The 17,260-nt window shown below is 70.2% G+C and carries 19 protein-coding genes, 3 pseudogenes and 1 riboswitch; of the genes and pseudogenes, 12 read left to right on the top strand and 10 right to left on the bottom strand.

Annotation, left to right across the window (positions count from 1 at the left end; genetic code table 11):
* Nucleotides 1-108 precede the first annotated feature (108 nt).
* The 4 genes from ABZY11_RS34470 to ABZY11_RS34455 form a co-directional block, all read right to left on the bottom strand.
* Complete coding sequence (locus ABZY11_RS34470; RefSeq protein ID WP_356482941.1) at nucleotides 109-375, bottom strand: hypothetical protein; 267 nt, start codon at nucleotides 373-375, stop codon at nucleotides 109-111.
* A gap of 52 nt (nucleotides 376-427) precedes the next feature.
* On the bottom strand, nucleotides 428-724 hold the full coding sequence (locus ABZY11_RS34465; protein ID WP_356482940.1) for a hypothetical protein: 297 nt from the start codon (nucleotides 722-724) through the stop codon (nucleotides 428-430).
* Nucleotides 725-916: 192 nt separating this feature from the next.
* The gene (locus ABZY11_RS34460; protein ID WP_356482939.1) at nucleotides 917-2,095 is read right to left on the bottom strand and encodes a HAMP domain-containing sensor histidine kinase; all 1,179 of its coding nucleotides are present in this window, start codon (nucleotides 2,093-2,095) and stop codon (nucleotides 917-919) included.
* A gap of 65 nt (nucleotides 2,096-2,160) precedes the next feature.
* On the bottom strand, nucleotides 2,161-2,817 hold the full coding sequence (locus ABZY11_RS34455; protein ID WP_356482938.1) for a response regulator transcription factor: 657 nt from the start codon (nucleotides 2,815-2,817) through the stop codon (nucleotides 2,161-2,163).
* A 195-nt stretch (nucleotides 2,818-3,012) separates the two neighbouring features.
* Between ABZY11_RS34455 and ABZY11_RS34450 the strand changes: the two genes are divergently transcribed.
* The 5 genes and pseudogenes from ABZY11_RS34450 to ABZY11_RS34430 form a co-directional block, all read left to right on the top strand.
* Nucleotides 3,013-3,546 (top strand): hypothetical protein, encoded by a 534-nt coding sequence (locus ABZY11_RS34450; RefSeq protein ID WP_356482937.1) that lies wholly within the window; start codon nucleotides 3,013-3,015, stop codon nucleotides 3,544-3,546.
* A gap of 2 nt (nucleotides 3,547-3,548) precedes the next feature.
* Entirely contained in the window at nucleotides 3,549-4,685 is a 1,137-nt protein-coding gene (locus tag ABZY11_RS34445; RefSeq protein WP_356482936.1) for a peptidoglycan-binding domain-containing protein, read from the top strand.
* Nucleotides 4,685-5,410, top strand: a complete 726-nt coding sequence (locus ABZY11_RS34440; RefSeq protein WP_356482935.1) for an ABC transporter ATP-binding protein — start codon at nucleotides 4,685-4,687, stop codon at nucleotides 5,408-5,410. The genes ABZY11_RS34445 and ABZY11_RS34440 overlap by 1 nt, the downstream gene beginning before the upstream one ends.
* Nucleotides 5,407-6,600, top strand: a complete 1,194-nt coding sequence (locus ABZY11_RS34435) for an ABC transporter permease (protein WP_356482934.1) — start codon at nucleotides 5,407-5,409, stop codon at nucleotides 6,598-6,600. Before ABZY11_RS34440 ends, ABZY11_RS34435 begins: the two co-directional genes overlap by 4 nt.
* A 297-nt stretch (nucleotides 6,601-6,897) precedes the next feature.
* Nucleotides 6,898-7,089: pseudogene (locus tag ABZY11_RS34430) on the top strand (transposase family protein); the annotation flags it as partial.
* A gap of 35 nt (nucleotides 7,090-7,124) precedes the next feature.
* On the opposite strand, the gene ABZY11_RS34425 reads toward ABZY11_RS34430, so the two are convergent.
* Nucleotides 7,125-8,090: a pirin family protein gene (locus tag ABZY11_RS34425; protein ID WP_356482933.1), complete on the bottom strand. Its 966-nt coding sequence runs from the start codon at nucleotides 8,088-8,090 to the stop codon at nucleotides 7,125-7,127.
* 176 nt (nucleotides 8,091-8,266) lie between these two features.
* Here ABZY11_RS34425 and ABZY11_RS34420 point away from each other — a divergent pair, with 176 nt between their 5' ends.
* Nucleotides 8,267-8,650 (top strand): tetratricopeptide repeat protein, encoded by a 384-nt coding sequence (locus ABZY11_RS34420; RefSeq protein WP_356482932.1) that lies wholly within the window; start codon nucleotides 8,267-8,269, stop codon nucleotides 8,648-8,650.
* A gap of 104 nt (nucleotides 8,651-8,754) precedes the next feature.
* A complete protein-coding gene (locus tag ABZY11_RS34415; RefSeq protein WP_356482931.1) occupies nucleotides 8,755-9,261 on the top strand; it encodes a GNAT family N-acetyltransferase in 507 nt (168 codons plus the stop codon).
* Between the two features lie 109 nt (nucleotides 9,262-9,370).
* Here ABZY11_RS34415 and ABZY11_RS34410 read toward each other — a convergent pair whose 3' ends face one another.
* Complete coding sequence (locus tag ABZY11_RS34410; RefSeq protein ID WP_356482930.1) at nucleotides 9,371-10,144, bottom strand: CbtA family protein; 774 nt, start codon at nucleotides 10,142-10,144, stop codon at nucleotides 9,371-9,373.
* A gap of 27 nt (nucleotides 10,145-10,171) precedes the next feature.
* Nucleotides 10,172-10,387 carry a CbtB-domain containing protein gene (locus tag ABZY11_RS34405; protein WP_356482929.1) on the bottom strand — a complete coding sequence of 72 codons (216 nt, stop codon included), beginning with the start codon at nucleotides 10,385-10,387 and terminating at the stop codon, nucleotides 10,172-10,174.
* 3 nt (nucleotides 10,388-10,390) lie between these two features.
* Nucleotides 10,391-10,539: riboswitch (adenosylcobalamin (AdoCbl) riboswitch) on the bottom strand.
* A gap of 109 nt (nucleotides 10,540-10,648) precedes the next feature.
* Here ABZY11_RS34405 and ABZY11_RS34400 point away from each other — a divergent pair.
* Nucleotides 10,649-11,242 carry a phosphoglycerate mutase family protein gene (locus ABZY11_RS34400; RefSeq protein WP_356482928.1) on the top strand — a complete coding sequence of 198 codons (594 nt, stop codon included), beginning with the start codon at nucleotides 10,649-10,651 and terminating at the stop codon, nucleotides 11,240-11,242.
* A 188-nt stretch (nucleotides 11,243-11,430) separates the two neighbouring features.
* Nucleotides 11,431-12,285 (top strand): annotated as a pseudogene (locus ABZY11_RS34395) (glycoside hydrolase family 16 protein); the annotation flags it as partial.
* A gap of 254 nt (nucleotides 12,286-12,539) precedes the next feature.
* Here ABZY11_RS34395 and ABZY11_RS34390 read toward each other — a convergent pair.
* The gene (locus tag ABZY11_RS34390) at nucleotides 12,540-13,982 is read right to left on the bottom strand and encodes an NAD(P)/FAD-dependent oxidoreductase (protein WP_356482927.1); all 1,443 of its coding nucleotides are present in this window, start codon (nucleotides 13,980-13,982) and stop codon (nucleotides 12,540-12,542) included.
* A gap of 114 nt (nucleotides 13,983-14,096) precedes the next feature.
* Here ABZY11_RS34390 and trxA point away from each other — a divergent pair, with 114 nt between their 5' ends.
* Nucleotides 14,097-14,468, top strand: coding sequence for a thioredoxin (trxA, locus tag ABZY11_RS34385; RefSeq protein ID WP_356482926.1), 372 nt, complete (start codon nucleotides 14,097-14,099; stop codon nucleotides 14,466-14,468).
* A gap of 171 nt (nucleotides 14,469-14,639) precedes the next feature.
* Here the strand turns inward: trxA and ABZY11_RS34380 are convergent, their stop codons facing one another.
* Both ABZY11_RS34380 and ABZY11_RS34375 read right to left on the bottom strand, forming a co-directional pair.
* On the bottom strand, nucleotides 14,640-14,975 hold the full coding sequence (locus ABZY11_RS34380) for a hypothetical protein (RefSeq protein WP_356482925.1): 336 nt from the start codon (nucleotides 14,973-14,975) through the stop codon (nucleotides 14,640-14,642).
* Nucleotides 14,976-15,065: 90 nt separating this feature from the next.
* Nucleotides 15,066-16,088, bottom strand: coding sequence for a LacI family DNA-binding transcriptional regulator (locus ABZY11_RS34375; protein WP_356482924.1), 1,023 nt, complete (start codon nucleotides 16,086-16,088; stop codon nucleotides 15,066-15,068).
* A 49-nt stretch (nucleotides 16,089-16,137) separates the two neighbouring features.
* On the opposite strand from ABZY11_RS34375, the gene ABZY11_RS34370 reads away from it, so the two are divergent.
* Together ABZY11_RS34370 and ABZY11_RS34365 are read left to right on the top strand one after the other, a co-directional pair.
* A complete protein-coding gene (locus ABZY11_RS34370) occupies nucleotides 16,138-16,356 on the top strand; it encodes a hypothetical protein (protein WP_356482923.1) in 219 nt (72 codons plus the stop codon).
* A 139-nt stretch (nucleotides 16,357-16,495) separates the two neighbouring features.
* A pseudogene (locus ABZY11_RS34365) lies at nucleotides 16,496-17,167 on the top strand (flotillin family protein); the annotation flags it as partial.
* Between the last annotated feature and the right edge of the window lie 93 nt (nucleotides 17,168-17,260).

Genomic DNA, 17,260 nt, shown 5'->3' with positions numbered 1-17,260 from the left:
ACGGCCGCCTCACCGCCACCCGAGCGTAGGCCGATCAGCCCACCGAAGAACCTGTAGGCCAAACAGACGAACCACACCTGATTCCTGATAGACCCTTTAAATACAAGCTTAGTGGTCGGCTCCTTCGATGGTTGACCAGGTAAGCGGCGAGGCGGAGGGTTCTTCTTGTCGGTCGGCGGGTGTGTGTCGGTCGAGCCGGGCCAGCAGATCGTCCGGGTCGGTGGTGGTGAACTTCCACTGGAACGACTGTGCTGTGGCGTTGTAGCGGTCCTCGAATGCTCGGAGCCGGTCCCGGACCCGGGTCAGGTCCGTGAAGTCGTTGGGTTGGACGACCTTGCGCTGGACAATGGAGAAGAGGATCTCGATCTGGTTCATCCAGGAGGCGTGCACGGGATGTGGACCATGACGGCGTTCGGAAACGCCGTGGTCAGGCGGTCGGTGGCCTTCTTCTCACAGTGGGAGGAGCCGTTGCGACGATCCAGAAGACGCGTTTCGCGCTGGCGTAGGGCTCTGCGGCCATCACCTGGGTGACCAGGGCCATGAAGGGGATGATGCCGGTCTTTGACTCACAGCGCCCGAGGACCTTCGCGCGGTGGACGTCGTAGGCGGCCAGGTAGGCCAGCGCGCCGCCGCGGCCGTACTCGTGATTGACACGCATCGCCCGTGCCTGGCCCGGGGCCAGGGTCGGATGGCAGCGGCGGCGGGCCTGCAGCAAAGCAGACATTCTCACCTGCGCGACGTTCCAGCAGCAGATGGCCACCCGGCGTCCGTCCCCATGAGCGGCCGACGGGGCCATGCGGTGCCTGCTGGTGGCGAGCAATACTCGATACCGCCGAATACTCTCGACGCGGAACACTGGGAGTGACTTTTCTGGTCAGCGACTCGGGATACAGCGCGCGCCTTGTACCGGCGGAGATCAGATGTTCCGAAACGTTGGATTCTCAGAGGCCGGACTCTGCGGGACCTGTTCCATTTGTGTGGTGGGCAGTTCGACTCGGACAGTGAGGCCGCCGCCGGGGCGTGGGGTGGCGGTGAGCTCGCCGTGGTGGGTCAGGGTGATCGCCCGGACCACGGCCAGTCCCAGCCCGGTCCCGTCGCTGCGGTGTTCCCGACCGCGCTGGAACGGTTCGAAGAGGGCGGGGATTTCGTCCGGGTCCAATACCGGGCCGGTGTTGCCGACTTCGATGAAGGCAAGGCCGCCGACGGTGCCGGTGGTCACCGTCGCCGTGCCGTCGCGGTGGTTGTGCCGCACAGCGTTGGCCAGCAGGTTCAGTGCGATCTGCCTGAGCAGTGAGGGGTCGCCCGTGACCGGGGCGGGCCCCGGGTCGGCGGTGATCCGGATGCCTGCCGTCCGGACCTCGTCGGCCAGGTCCGCCAAGGCGTCCTTGGCGGCATCCTCCAGGTCGACCGGTTGCGGCGTCAGCTGTGCGCTCTCGCCACGTGCCAGTGTCAGCAGTGCCGCGATCAGGTGTTCACTGCGGGCGTTGGCGTCCAGCGCCCGCTGGAAGGCGGGTCTCAGGTCGGCCGGGACCCGGCCTTGCGCGAGTGGGATCTCCAGGGCGGTGCGCTGGAGGGTGAGCGGGGTGCGCAGTTCGTGCGAGGCGTGGGAGGTGAAGCGGCGCTGGGCGGTGAAGCTGCGGTCCAGGCGGTCGAGCATGGTGTCAAAGGTGTCGCCGAGTTCGCGGACCTCGTCGTGCGGGCCGGTCAGGCCGAGCCGTTCGTCCAGGGTGCTGCCGGTACTGATCCGCCGGGCCGCAGCAGTGACCTGGCTGAGGCGGTGCAGTGAGCGGCTGCTGCCCCACCAGGCGAGCAGCCCGGCGAGTGCGGTGAAGACGGCGAGCAACAGCAGGGAGCGCAGCATCAGATCGCTGAGGACGGTGTGCTGAAAGTCTTCGAAGCGCTGAGCGGGACTGGTGAGTGCGGCGGGGATCGAGGGGCCTTGCGGGGTGGCGGTGGGGCTCGGCTCCGTCTGGGCGGGAGCGAGCACACTCGCGGGATCGATGCGGTGGCGGTTGTCCTTCAGGAGTTGGCGGGCGCTCAGCCAGTTCAGCAGGAGCAGTCCGCTGCCCAGGACAGTGAAGACCGTCGTGGTCATCAGGGTCAATCGGCCGCGCAGGGGCAGCGCGTGCAGCGAGAGACGGCGACAGGTCCGGGCTCGGCTCACAGCCGGTACCCGTAGCCGGGGTCGTTGGTGATCAGTGGCGGGTCGCCGAGCTTGCGACGCAGCGAGTGGATGGTGACCCGGACTGCGGTGGTGGCCGGGTCCATCGCCGCGTCCCACAGGCTGTCCCGCAGCCGCTCGGTGGGGACGGGGGCGCCGTCCGCGGCCAGCAGCAGTTCCAGCACTCCGAGCTCCTTGGGTGTCAGCTTCAGTGGCCGGCCGTCGCGTTCGGCGACCCTGCGCACGGTGTCCAGGTTGACGCCGAGCCTGCTCAGCACGGTGGCGCTGCTGCCGGCAGGGGAGCGGCGGCCCAGCGCGCGCAGCCGGGCGATCAGTTCCAGGTACGAAAAGGGTTTGGCCAGGTAGTCGTCGGCGCCCTGACCGAGGCCGTCGACCAGGTCGGCGAGGGCACCGGCGGCGGTGAGCATCAGGATTCTGGCCGGGTAGCCGGCTGTGTTCAGGGCCCGGCAGACGGCATCCCCGCTCAGCTTGGGCAGGTGCCGGTCCAGGACCAGGACGTCATACTCGGCGGCGGCCGTCATTTCGAGCGCGCGGGCGCCGTCGTGGGCGACCTCGCAGACCATGCCCTCGGCGCGCAGGCCCTCGGCGAGCATCGCGGCCAGGTCCACCTCGTCCTCGACGATCAGCACTCGCATTCTGCTCCACTCCACTCCACTCGCCGCGCTCTGCGCTGCGCTGTCCTGCCCCGCGCCGGCCTGTGCTGGCCCTCCTTGGTCAACGATGCCTCGGCGGGCGTTAGCCGGTGGTTAGGCACGCACTCACCGGTGCGTAACTCGCCGGTCCGTAGAAATGCCGAGGTCGATGTCGACATCCAGCAGGGAGACCACGAAATGCGTACCAAGGCTGTACGAACCGTACTGGCGGCGACCGCCGTGACCGCGGCGCTCATGATGACCGGCTGCTCCTCCGGCGACGCGGCGCCCAGCGTGGCCGGAGGCGACGGCACGGGAAAGAGCAAGCCGCAGGACGACGACGCGGTCCGGCGGGCCTGGGTGGACTGCATGCACAAGCAGGGGCAGACCAGCGTCGAGCAGGACAAGGACGGCAACATCACCTTCCCGGCCATCGGAACCGGTGCCGACAGTCCCGGCTCGGCCAATGGCTTCGACGCGTCGAGCAAGGTCTGCGACGCCAAGGTCCCCGGCATCCACCAGGTCCAGCCGAAGGGCAACGAGAAGGCCGTCGAACAGGCGCGCGCCTTTGTCGCGTGCGCGCGGAAGAACGGCTACGCGGACATCCCTGACCCCGACCCCAAGACCGGCATCCTCAAATTCCCGGCGAATTCGCTCAACACCGCCAAATGGGACGCCATCCAGCCGGCCTGCGGCAAGCTCCCGATGCCCGGCTACTCGATCGGTCAGTGATCATGAACCGCACTGTTGAGACCACCGCCCCCGCCGGCACCTCGCCCGCCCCCGCGCGGAAAAAGCGCCGTAAGGTCGTCGTCGCGCTCGTCCTGGTCGCCGCGCTCGGCGGCTCGGGTGCGCTCGCCGCGATACGCCCCTGGGAGCACCACGGCACCGCCTCCCCGCAGCCGTCCGTCAGCCACGGAACCGTTGCGGTGCAGAAGGGCTCGCTGTCCACCGGCATCCAGGTTGGCGGCGCGCTCGGCTACGACACCCCGACTCCCGTAATCGCCTCCGGCCACGGAACCATCACTGCCCTGCCCGCCGTCGGTGCCGTCGTCAAGGCGGGAGCGAAGTTCTACGAGGTCGACGGACGGCCCGTGGTGCTGCTCACCGGGGACCGGCCGATGTGGCGCGACCTCGGCCCCGAAATCAGTGACGGACCCGACGTCGAACAGCTCAAACGCAACCTGATCAAGCTCGGCTACGCCGACGGACTCGGCCTGGCGGCTGATCAGAAGTTCACCCCTGCCACCGTCGCCGCCGTCAAGCGCTGGCAGAAGTCCCTCGGTGAGAAGCAGACGGGGACGGTCACGCTCGGCAGTGTCGTCATGCTGCCGCAGGCGGCCGTGCGGGTGCAGCAGCTCGGCGCACAGCTCGGCTCTGCCCTCGGGTCCATCGCGGTCATGACCGTGTCCGACACCGACCTGGTTGCCACCGCGCAGCCCGCCGACAACCAGCTCTCCCAGTTCAAGCCCAACGGCCGGGTGAGGGTGAAGCTGGCCGACGGCAGCACCATCAACGGACGTATTCGCTCACTGCTCCGCGGCGGTTCCGGCGACGGCGGGGACAACGGCTCGGACGGCTCCGGTGGCGCGGACAAGACCACCGTCACCATCGCGCTGGACCACCAGCGGCAGGCCAAGCAGGCCGGGCCCTCCTCCGTGACCGTCACCGTCGTCGGCGAGACCGTCAGCGATGCGCTCCTCGTCCCCGTCACCGCGCTGCTCGCGCTGGACGGCGGCGGCTACGGAGTCCAGGTCGTCAGCGGCACCACCACCCGGCTTGTCAGGATCCAGCTGGGACTGGTCGCCGACGCCAAGGCGCAGATCACCGGGGACGTCCAAGCCGGCGCCCAGGTGGTGATCCCGAAGTGATGCCCCATCAGCCACCCCGCAGGGCAACCGTGCTGGAACTCTCCGGCATCACCAAGGAGTACCCGGGATCACCGCCGCTGCGCATCCTGCACGGCATCGACCTCACCGTCGAAGCCGGAGAACTCCTCGCCGTCGTCGGCCCCTCCGGCTCCGGCAAGTCCACCCTCCTCGCGCTGCTCGGCTCCCTCGACCGGCCCACTGCGGGAAAGCTGCACTTCGAAGGACGCGACCTGTCCGCGCTCTCCGACCCCGAACTGGCCGCCCTGCGCGCCCACCGGATCGGCTTTGTCTTCCAGCAGTTCTTCCTGCTGTCCGGGCTCACCACGGTCGAGAACGTCGCCACCGGCCTCCTCTACAGCGGCGTCCCCGCCTCACTCCGGCGCACCAGAGCCGCCGAAGCCCTGCACGAGGTGGGCCTCGGGCACCGACTCCGCCACCACCCCGACCAGCTCTCCGGTGGCGAGAAGCAGCGCGTCGCCATCGCCCGCGCCCTCGTCGGCCGCCCCGCACTACTGCTCGCCGACGAACCCACCGGGGCCCTGGACAGTGTCTCCGGCGCCGCCGTCGTCGAACTGCTGCGCACCCTGAACGCCAACGGCACCACGGTCGTCGTCATCACCCACGACCGCGAGCTGGCCGCCTCCTTCCCCCGGCGAATCGCCCTCCACGACGGCCGCATCGACTTCGACGAACGCGGCCCGCACCCCGCAGGAGCTGTCCGATGACGCCACCCCTGCGACGCACCCGGCTGCGCCCGACAGACACGCTGCGCCTCGGCATGATCGGACCACGCACCCGCAAGATGCGCTCCGCCCTGTCCGCGCTCGGCATCTCCCTGGGCATCGCCGCCGTCATCGCCGTGACCGGGATCTCCGCCTCCAACCAGGCGCACCTGCTGGAGCGCCTGGACCGGCTCGGCTCCAACCTGATCACCGTCGCCCCCGGCAACGGCGCCGACCAGAAGCCGGTGCCACTGCCGCCCACGGCCGAGAAGATGCTCGCCAACATCGCCCCCGTGCAACAGGTCACCGCGACCGGGGCCACCAAAGCCCAGGTCTACCGCAACGACCTGGTCCCAGCGCAGCAGACCAACAGCCTCACCGTACTGGCCGCCCGGCTCAACCTGCTCGACGTCCTGCACGCCACCCTGCGGAGCGGGCACTGGCTGGACAGGGCGAGCGAGAACCTCCCGGTGACCGTGCTCGGCGACCAGGCCGCACTCCGGCTCGGCGTGACCGCGCCGGGCGAGCGGGTCTGGCTGGGCGGACAGTGGTTCGTCGTCACCGGAATCCTGGCCCCGAACGAGCTCGCACCCGAGCTCGGCACCGCCGCCCTGGTCGGCTGGCCCGAGGCCACCGCCCACCTGGGCGCGGACGGCACCGCCGCCATGGTCTACCTCAGGGCCCACCCCGAACGCGTCCCTGGCGTACAGACCGTTGCCGGAGCCACCGCCGACCCCGCCAACCCGAGCACGGTCGCCGTCAGCCGCCCTTCCGACCTGTACACGGCACGGGCCGAGACCAAGAACTCCCTCACCGGACTGGTCCTCGCCCTCGCTGCGGTCGCCCTGCTCGTGGGCGGCGTCGGCATCGCCAACACCATGGTCGTGGGAGTGATGGAACGCCGCGGCGAGGTCGGACTGCGCCGCGCGCTGGGGGCCCGAGGTGGCCAGATCGCCGTTCAGTTCCTCATCGAGGCCGTACTGATGGGCCTCATCGGAGGAGTCGGCGGGCTGTTCGTGGGCGGCCTCGCGGTCTACGGCTACGCCCTCGTACAGGGCTGGCCCGCCTCCATCCCGCTCTACACGGTCATCGCCAGCCCCCTGGTGTCGGTACTGGTGGCGGCCGTCGCCGGAATCTACCCGGCACTGCGCGCAGCCAGGGTGTCCCCGACGGACGCCCTGCGCTCGGCCTGACCGACACACCGGAGCCTCCGAGGTTGCAGACTGGGCCCGACACGCGGTCATGGTGTCCGCCGATGCCCATGCACCGCTTCTCCCGACCCATGTAAACCGTACGGGCGATTCAAGCTCGACATGAGTCCGCACCCGGAGATCCCATGCCTCGCCGCTCCCAGGCCACGCACCGTGCCCGGGAGCGGCGACGGTCGACGGCCCCCATCTCTCCGCAGTCGACGCACTGGTGCCGCGGACGGTCGCCGTGGTTCAGCCGCTGATAAGCAGGCACTGCAAACCGGGCGCCCGTCCTCGACGAAGGCGTTCGTGATCCTGGACGGCACCCTCCTGCAGATCGACCGGATCGCCGCCGACACTCCGTACTACTCCGGGGGGCGCGAGCGCCACGGCATGAACGTCCAGGTCCTCACCGATCCCTTCGGACGTCTGATCCGGGCGTCTGCGGCGCTGCCCGGCTCGACCCGCGATCTGACCGCCGCCCGAGCGCACGCAACGGGGAGCGTCGGAGGGCACGTCACCCCAGGTCAGCGCACCCGTCCCCGCGGTTTCAGCGCCACCGGCGGCAGTGCGGGAGCAGGCAGCCGGCCGCCGTCGTAGCCGTGCACCTCACCAAAGCGGGAGCCCTCCGCCCACGCCTGCCGGGCCTCCTCGATCTCCTCGTGGGACCGCCCGATGAAGTTCCACCACATGACGATCTCCTCCTCGAAGGGCTCGCCACCGAGGAGCATGAGGCCCGCGTCGGAGTCCGCGCGCAAGGGAAGTGCGGTGCGGCCGCAGCCGAGGTAGAGCATGGAACCGGGAAGCACTGGCACGCCGTCGACCTCGGCCTGGCCGGACATGGAGAGCACCGCGTACTCGAAGTCCGGGTCGAGCGGCAGTCGGGCCTCAGCGCCGGCGGCCAGGGCGATGTCGGCGCCGACGATCGGGGTGTACGCGGTGCCGGGCGAGGCGGTGCCGTCGAGTTCGCCCAGGATCAGGGTGGCGGTGAGGCCGGGGGCCGAGACGGTCGGCAGGTCGGTGTGGTGCTGGAAGTGGGGCTCGACATGGCGGTGGGCGTCCGGCAGGGCGACCCAGAGCTGGGCGCCGTGCAGAAACCTCGCGTGGGCCTTCGGGCTCTCCTCGGAGTGGCTGATGGCCCGGCCGGAGGTCATCAGTCCCAGTTCGCGCGGGCGGATCGTGCGGAGACTGCCGAGGCTGTCCCGGTGCAGGACCTCGCCGTCGTGCAGCCAGCTGACCGTCTGCAGGCCCATGTGAGGGTGGGGCGGCACTTGCATCCCGGGTTCGCCCGCGATGTCGTCGGGGCCGTAATGATCGACAAAGGCCCAGGCTCCGACCATCCGGCGGCCCAGGTTGGGCAGCAGCCTGCGGACCTCGGTGGACTCGCCCAGCCGGACGTGGCGGGGTGTGAGGAGTTCACGTACGGGCTCGGCGACGACGAAGCCCCGCCCTCCGCAGACGGAGAGTGCGGCCTGGCGATCGAGATTGCTCATGGCGCTCAACCTATTCCTGTGCGGGCCCGTGAGTACTGGTACCCACGCCGACAATTTAGTGGAATATTCAATCATCACTCGGCGTTCCGGCAATCGCAGGGTGGTCGAGCGACAGCTGGGCCGGCGGTTGGACGGAGCCGGGCACGATCCGGACGGTCCGTGACAGAGGAGGGCAAGTGAGCGACACCTACTACGAGTTCGGTACGGCTGCCGATCGCTGGGACCGTGCGCAGATGTTCTTCGAGGCGAAGGAGTACATGACCGCGGCCCGGATCCTGGAGGGGCTGGTGGAGGAGGTCCCGGAGCAGGTGTCGCCGCGTCTGCTGCTGGCCCGGACCTACTACCACTCGGCACGGCTCGGCAAGGCCGAGACGGAGCTGCGGGCGGTGCTGGAGCGCGACCCGGTCGAGCACTATGCGCGGCTGATGCTGGGCCGCACCCTTGAGCGCCAGGGGCGGAGCGCGGAGGCGGCCGGTCATCTGCGGATGGCGGCGGCGTTCTCCGGGGACTTCGACTTCGATGCGGGCCGGAAGGACAGCCAGGGTCCTGCCGCCGGGTGAGTCCGGGAGGAGCCCGACGAGCCCTCCGGACCCCCGCGGTCGGCGGGCGTCTCCCGGTCAATTCGGATGACGTCCGCCCGGCCCGCGTGATACTTCACTCGCCCATGACCGATCTTGAGACCCCGCGCCTCCTGCTCCACCCGATGAACGCCTCCGACGCCTTGCGGGTGGTGTCGGGCACGCCGGGAGACGGGGCCCTCTGGGCGCCCGGCTACCCGTCCCCCGGCGAGGTGGCCGCGGCCGGGCGCTTCCTCGACACCTGTGCGACGACCGGCGACCCCAGCCCCTTCGGCTCGTACGAGATACGCCGGCGCACGGACGGACTGGTGATCGGCGGAATGGGATTCCACGGCGCGCCGGACGAGAACAGGCACGTCACGATCGGTTACGGCCTGGTCCCCTCGGCCCAGGGGATGGGTTACGCCTCCGAGGCCTTGCGCGCCCTGCTCCTGTTCGCCCGTGATCAGGGGGTGAGCTGTGTGCACGGTGACACCGACCTGGGCAACATCGCGTCCCAGCGCGTCATGGAAGCCGCCGGCATGCACCTGGTGAAGGAGGACGAGCGGTTGAAGCACTACCGGATCGACTGGGTCCCGCAGACCGGGGAGTGACCCGTGGCCGTCGAGCGCCGGACCGGCCGGTGCGCGGCAGCGGAACGCCGGAACCCCGCCGGGAGCTCCCGGCGGGGTTCCGCTCATCGGCCCGCAGGCGTTGATCCGGTCAGCCGGCCGCCGGAGCTGCCCGGTTCGCGGGGCCGTTTCCTGTTGTGACGGTGCCGGTCCCCGGCGCGAGCAGCCGGTCCGTCAGAGCGCCGAAGACGAGACCGAAGGTCACCCAGAGGGTGGCCTGCACGGCGAGGGTGCTCAGACGGAACTCCCACAGCAGGGCGGCCGGGAAGTCCTTGCCCACTTCGTTGTACGAGGGCAGGAACGCGTAGGCGAGCCCGATCACCAGGAGGTAGGCGGCGGTTGCCGTGATCGTCGCGTTCCAGTTGCCCAGCCCGTGAGCCAGCCGCCTGCCGAGAATGACCGCGGCGACGGCCAGCAGCACGCTCAGGGCGACCATGAGGAAGAACAGCGCGGTACGCCGGCCGATGGTGTCGGGGTTGCCGACGGCAGGTGGGTTGGCCGGGTACTTCAGGAACGGCACGACGTACACCGTCAGCAGGGCCGCACCCGCGATCAGGGCGGCCGTGGCCCGCGGGCCGAATCTGCCGATCCGGCCGAGGGCGTAGCAGAAGACGAGGGCGGCGATACCGCCGACCGCCACACCGAAGACCAGTACCCCGGTGGCGAGGCCGACGGTGGACTGCACGGTGCGGCTGACCAGCTCCTCGCCGCCGTCATGGTGGTGGTTGTGCGACTCCTCAAGGGCGATGGCCGCGTCCACACGCGACTCGCCGAGGAAGTAGGCGACGAGCAGAGCGAGCACACCCGCGGCGAGGCCGGCCAGCATGCCGCGGACGAGCAGAGCTCTGACAGATATGGAGTTCATGAGGTTTCCCCTGGATCGGACGGTACGTCAGTGGCAGGGGAAACCGAGGAGGTGGCGGCCGTCGTGGACCCACTCGTGGACACCTTCGCCGGAAATGACCGCGGTGGCGCCCTGCTCGGCGCCGACGAAGTACAGCAGTACGAGCATGAGGATGCCGAAGAAGACCGCCCAAGGGGCAATGGCCTTCGGGGAGATGGGAGTGATCGCCGGTACGGCGGTGGGGGGCGCAACGGTCTGTGCCATGGCAGAACCTCCTGAGGGAACACGCGTCCCGATCGTGGTGCCTGAGGCGTAGGTGCCGGGTCTGACTTCCCGCGCGGAGGCGGGTTCACAGTGGCGCGACCGTGCCGGATTCTCACCGGACTTCCGTCGCACCTACGCCATGTTCGTCGTGACGATACTCCTTGGAGGCGGCCCCTGCCATGGTGCCGACGGCGAACCGGACCGCCCGGATGCCATGGTGGGCACACCCGAGGGGCCAGAGTTCAAGGAGTTGACCCGGTCATGGCGATACAGGTGATGTTGATCTCACCGGCGCTCAACGCCGCGCTGCGCGAGGCCCGTTTCGACGGTGACGCACCGCTCGACGCGGCCGGGGCCCGCCACGCCCGGGCCGTCGCGTCAGCGGTGCCCGCCGCCGACCGGTATCTGCGCGGGCCGTCCGAGCGATGCGCCGGGACTGCCGACGCGTTGGGGCTTCGCGCCGGGCCCGAACCGGCCGTCCGTGGCTGGGACATGGGCCGGTGGAGCGGCCGACGGCTGGCAGCGGTGAGCGCGGCCGAGCCGGAGGCGGTCTCGGCCTGGCTGACCGACCCTGCGGCAACTCCCCATGGTGGCGAGTCCCTGCTGGAGCTCTGCGCCCGGACCGGACGCTGGCTGGAGACACTGGAGTCCACCGAGGGCGACGAGGGCCACCGCGTACTGGGGGTCGTCGAGCCGGCGGTGGTGCGGGCGGTGGTCGTCGTGGCACTCGCCCTGCCGGTGGAGGCGTACTGGCGGCTGGATGTCGCCCCACTCACACTGACCGGGCTCGGTGGACGGGCCGGCCGGTGGAACCTTCGGTGCGGACAGCCGCTGTCCCCCGCACCGGGCGACTGATCCCGGACCCCCCTCGCGCAACCGCTGGATGCAAGAAGTGTGGTCCGTACCAAGGTCTTGACACCGCTTTGGTTCACTTCTTAAATCACATACAGAACCAAGACCTCTCCCTGCTCCCCCCACAACGAGCATTTGTCATATGCATGGCAAAAGCTCGACTGCTCCATTCCGCACGGGAAGGAAACCCCATGACCTCCCCCCGCCTCCCCCGCCGCCTGCTCGTGGCCGCGATCTCCGTACTCACCCTCGTATCGGCCTCTTCCGGTCTCGCGGCCGGAACGCCCGCGCCCGGAGCCCGGGCCGCGGCAGCAACGTTCACCGATGACTTCGCCGGCCCCGCCGGCTCCGCCGTGGACAGCGCCAAGTGGCAGACCGAGACCGGCGACAACGTCAACAACCATGAACGGCAGTACTACACGGCCGGGAACAGCAACGCGGCACTCGACGGCCAGGGCCATCTGGTCATCACCGCGCGCCGCGAGAGTCCGAACAACTACCAGTGCTGGTACGGCACTTGTGAGTACACCTCGGCACGGCTGAACACCTCCGGCAAGTTCACCCAGACATACGGGCACGTCGAGGCGAGGATGAAGGTGCCGCGCGGTCAGGGCATGTGGCCGGCCTTCTGGATGCTGGGCGACGACATCGGCCAGGTCGGCTGGCCCGACTCGGGCGAGATCGACGTCATGGAGAACGTCGGATTCGAACCGTCCACGGTCCACGGCACGTTGCACGGGCCGGGCTACTCCGGTTCCGGTGGCATCGGCGCCGCCTACACCCTGCCCGGCGGCCAGGCGTTCGCCGACGACTTCCACACCTTCGCGGTCGACTGGGCGCCCGGCTCGGTGACCTGGTCGGTGGACGGAAACGTCTACCAGCGCCGTACGCCCGCCGACCTCGGGGGCAACGCCTGGGTGTTCGACAAGCCCTTCTTCCTGATCCTGAACCTCGCGGTGGGCGGCTACTGGCCGGGCGACCCCGACGGCAGCACCTCCTTCCCGCAGCAACTCGTCGTCGACCACGTGCGCGTCACCACCAGCGATCTCCGGCCGCCGGCCTGACCGTTCGGCCGGGTCCGGTCCGTCGGCCCCTGCCGGTGAGTCCTGGTCACAGCATCCGCAGCGACTGGTTGCGGCCGCCCCGCCCGCCGAGGATGGCGAGCGAACGCGTCGCCATCGCCCGCGCCCTCGCACCGTCGCCCGGCATCCTGTTGTGCGACGCGCCCGGCACCCGTACACGAAGTCGCTGCTGGCGGCCGTCGTCACGGCCGGTACGGATGCCGCCCCGTATCGAGGGCCTACGCGTCCCGGTACGCCTCCAGCAGGCGCAGCCAGACCTCGCTGATCGTCGGGTACGCGGGTACGGCGTGCCACAGCCGGTCGATGGGGACCTCGCCCGCGACCGCGATCGTCGCCGAGTGCAGCAGCTCGCCGATGCCCGGTCCGACGAAGGTGACACCGAGCAGGACCTCCCGGTCGAGGTCCACGACCATGCGGGCGCGGCCCCGGTATCCGTCCGCGTACAGGCCGGAACCGGCCACCGCGGCGAGGTCGTGATCGACGGCCCGCACCCGGTGGCCGGCCCGCTCGGCCTCGGCGAGGGTGAGGCCGACCGAGGCGGCCTCCGGGTCGGTGAAGACGACCTGGGGGACGGCCGCATGGTCGGCGGTGGCGGCGTGGGCGCCCCAGCGGTCGGTCTCCAGCAGCGGTACGTCGGCGGCGCGGGCGGCGATCGCGGCGCCCGCGATGCGTGCCTGGTACTTGCCCTGGTGGGTGAGGAGCGCCCGGTGGTTGGCATCGCCGACCGCGTAGAGCCAGGTGGTGCCCTCGACGCGGCAGCTGTCGTCGACGGGGAGCCAGGTGCCGGGCTCCAGGCCCACCGTTTCCAGTCCGAGGTCGTCGGTGCGCGGGGCCCGGCCGGTGGCGAAGAGGATCTCGTCGGCCTCGATGCGTCCGCCGCCGTCCAGTTCCACGGTGACCGGGCCGTCCGGCACCGCGCGCCGTACGGCGGCGACCGAGGCCCCGGTGCGGATGTCGGCGCCCGCCTCGGTGAGGGCCTGCCCGACCAGTTCGCCGGCGAAGGGCTCCATCTTCGGCAGGAGGCCCTTGCCGCGGATCAGCATCGTCACCCGGGCGCCGAGGGCCTGCCAGACGGTGGCCATCTCCACGCCGACCACGCCGCCGCCGACGATCACGAGGCGGCCGGGTACCTTCCTGGCACTCGTCGCCTCCCGGCTGGTCCAGGGCCTGACCCCGTCGATGCCGGGCAGGTCGGGGACGACGGCGCGGCTGCCGGTGCAGACGGCGACGGCATGGCGGGCGGTGAGCCGGTGTTCCGTGCCGTCGGGCGCGGTGACGGACACCGCCTTCTCGCCGGTGAGCCTGCCCCGGCCCCGGTAGATGTCCGCGCCGATGCCCTCCAGCCAGGCGACCTGTCCGTCGTCCTTCCAGTGCGATGCGTACGCGTCACGGTGGGCGAGGACCGCGGCGGTGTCCAGCGGCCCCTGCACGGCGTCGCTGAGGCCCGGGACGCGGCGGGCGTCGGCGCGGGCGACCACCGGGCGCAGCAGGGCCTTGCTGGGCATGCAGGCCCAGTAGGAGCACTCGCCGCCGATCAGCTCCGACTCGACGACCGCCGTGCTCAGTCCGGCGGCACGGGCCCGGTCGGCGACGTTCTCACCCACCGGACCCGCTCCGATCACCACGACGTCGTACTCGGCGTTCAGGGAAGCATCTGTCATGGGGACAGTCTGGTCGTGGGTGTGCGCGACGGCCACATGGGCAGGCGGAATAGCGCAGGTGCAGGCACCGTTGTTCGGACAGTTCCGAGCGGGCACAGGAAGAGGTAACAGACAATGAGCACCATTGAGCTCACCAAGGAAAACTTCGATCAGGTCGTCAGTGACAACGACTTCGTCCTGATCGACTTCTGGGCTTCCTGGTGCGGCCCGTGCCGGCAGTTCGCGCCGGTCTACGATGCGGCTTCGGAGCGCCACGACGACCTGGTCTTCGCCAAGGTCGACACCGAGGCGCAGCAGGAGCTCGCGGCGGCCTTCGAGATCCGCTCCATTCCCACGCTGATGATCGTCCGGGAGAACGTGGCGGTGTTCGCGCAGCCCGGAGCGCTGCCGGAGGCAGCGCTGGAGGATGTGATCGGGCAGGCGAGGAAGCTGGACATGGACGTGGTCCGCAAGTCCATCGAGGAGCAGCAGAAGGGGCAGAGCTAGGGTCTTTCGTTTGGATCCGGCATGGTCCAAACGAAAGACCCCAGGGCCGGAAAGGCCCTGGGCTTCCCGGGATCCGTGCGCTCCCTGCGCGCCCTGCGCTCCGTGCGCGGATGACGGGCCCGGCCGGACCGGCCGGGCCCGTCATCGTGTCCGGGAGCGGGCGGCACGGCCTCAGCGCTCGGCTTCGGCGTCCCGCTCCTTGATCCGGGCCGTGAGGCCGAAGGCCAGCTCGGCGCCGTCGACCAGCAGGGCCTCCACCGCGTGCGTCGTGGGGTCGATGTCCGCGACGATGCCTTCGCCGGAATACCGGGGGTAGCCCGATGCCCCCGTCTCACCGGTCGCCGACACGACCGCCGAGCGGATGGCACCGCCGGTCTCGCCGGCATCGGGCTCGGCCGCGTCGTCCTCGGCGGCATCGTGCTCGGCCGCGCCGGGCTCGGCCGCGCCGGCGGTGTCCTCGGCGAAACGGGGAACCAGCAGGATCTCGTAACTCTCCGGATGACTCATGGTCATGACGCTAGGCAAGCGGCGCGCGGTGCGCACGTTGCCGCGCTGCCGCACGCTGCGGTCCGACCGCCGCGCCCGGTCCCGGCGCCCTCAGCCCGACTCGCGCCGGACCACCCCGACCCGCAGCAGGTCGTGGTGTTCGGGGGCACCTCCGGGGTGCCGCACCAGCCGGTCGACGAGGTCCGCCAGTGGCTGGGCGGTGGCCAGCTCCATGCGTACGGTGCTGAGCCGGGGCCGCAGCAGCCTGCCCAGCATCAGGTCGTCGGCACCGACCACGGCGGTCTCCCGGGGCACGTCGATGCCCGCGTCCTTGAGGGCCCGCATCAGGAGCATCGCGTACTCGTCGTTGTAGGCGAACACGGCATCGAGGTCCAGGGTGCGCCAACGGGCTGCCAGCCGGGCGGCCGACTCCTCGTCGTACCGCAGCGGCAGCGGCTCGACCCGGGCCCCGTGGAACTGTGCGGCCTGCCGGGCCCCGGTCAGCCGGGGTTCGGCGAACATGCCCAGACCACATTCCTCGGGCATGACCACGCCGATGCGGCGCCGGCCGTGCTCCAGCAGATGGCCGACCGCGCAGCTGCCGACCTCCCGCTGGTCCATGACCAGTGCGTGGGCACCCGGCACCGGCCGCGGGCCCAGTGTGATCACGGCCTTGGCCCCGGACCGCCTGAGCACGGATATCCCCTGCGCGGTGAGGTCGATCGTGCCGGGAGCGATCACCGCGACGGGCCGGAGTTCGGCCCAGGCGCGGGGTGCGTCGTCGGGGTCCAGGCCGGTACTGCCGTACTGGACCACGGTGTAGTCGAGACGGCGCAGTCCCGCTTCCAGTTCATGGAAGAAGCGGTGGTGGAGCGGACCGGTCGGGAAGTTCATGGTGGGCAGCAACACCATGCGGGTGTGTCCGGCGCGCAGGCTCCGCGCCGCCGCGTGCGGTACGTAACCCAGTTCGGTGGCCGCTTCCTTGACCCGGCGGCGGGTGGATTCGCTGATCCGCACGGTGGCGCTGTTGTTCAGCACGTACGAGACGGTGGCCCGTGAGACCCCGGCGAGCCGTGCGACGTCGGCGCTGGTGGGGACGGGGCGTTGGGTGGGCTGGTTCGGTAACAGGCTCATGGCGTCCGGCAGTCTTCCAGACCCGTGCCGCATGGGTACGCTCCGGGGCATGTATGAATCCTCGATGGTGGGGCTGCTCGGCCGGGTGACCGGGACGGTGGGGCCGGGACTGGTCGGCGAGGTGATGGTACGGATCCGGGGCGGGGCCGAGCACTTTCTCGCGTATCCGGCCTCGGCGAAGGAGCGCATCGAGGTGGGCACGGTGGTGACGGTGATCGAGCATCTGCCGCCGCGCACGGTCTATGTGGCTCCCGCGTACGGGAGTTGAGGCTCGCGCGGGGGGTTCTTGACGGCTTTCGTCGTCAAGAGTTCGGCAAGGATGTGCACGCGTCTTCTGCGCCGCGGCGAGCAGGAGAAGACTCCCCCGTGTTCAGCGGTGCCGACGGGGTGCCGCGATAAGGGGGCGCATGCCGATGGTCATCGGCGTCACGGCGGGTCTCGCACTCGCCGCCATCATGGTGTTGTTCGGCCTTTTCAAGCTGATGTGGCGGGTGGCCGAGCCGAACGAAGCACTGGTCATCTCGGGTTCCAAGCACAAGACCGAGGGCCTGGGGCAGGGCATGGGGTTCCGGATCGTCACCGGTCACGGCACTCTCGTCCTGCCCGGGGTCCAGGCCGTACGGAAGATGTCCCTGGATCTCAACGAGACGGAGCTGTCCGTCGATTGCGTCACGCATCAGGGGATTCCGCTGCGGGTGCGGGGCGTTGTCATCTTCAAGGTGGGCGACGACTTCGTGTCGATCGCCAACGCGGCCCGCCGTTTCCTCGATCAGCAGAAGCTGATGTCGGAGCGGGTGCACAATGTCTTCGCCGGTCATCTGCGGTCCATCGTGGGCGGGTTGACGGTCGAGGACATGATCCGGGACCGGGAGAAGCTCACCGGGCAGACGCGGGCCGCATGCGGCACCGAGATGGAGAAGCTCGGGCTCATCGTCGATTCGCTCCAGATCCATGAGATCGAGGACCCGACGGGCTACATCAAGAACCTGGCGATGCCGCACGCGGCGGCCGTGCAGCGGGACGCCCGGATCGCGCAGGCCGAGGCCAACCGCCTGGCCACCGAGGCGGAGCAGCAGGCCGCCGCCGAGTGGGAACGCCCTCGCAGAGCACCTCGTCCCAATTTCTCTGAGCTGCGGTGATGTCCCACAAACCGGATCCGGTGGCGGTCTACC

Source organism: Streptomyces sp. NPDC006510 (assembly GCF_040611955.1).
GTDB lineage: Bacteria > Actinomycetota > Actinomycetes > Streptomycetales > Streptomycetaceae > Streptomyces.
This window is presented reverse-complemented; position numbering and strand designations above follow the sequence as displayed.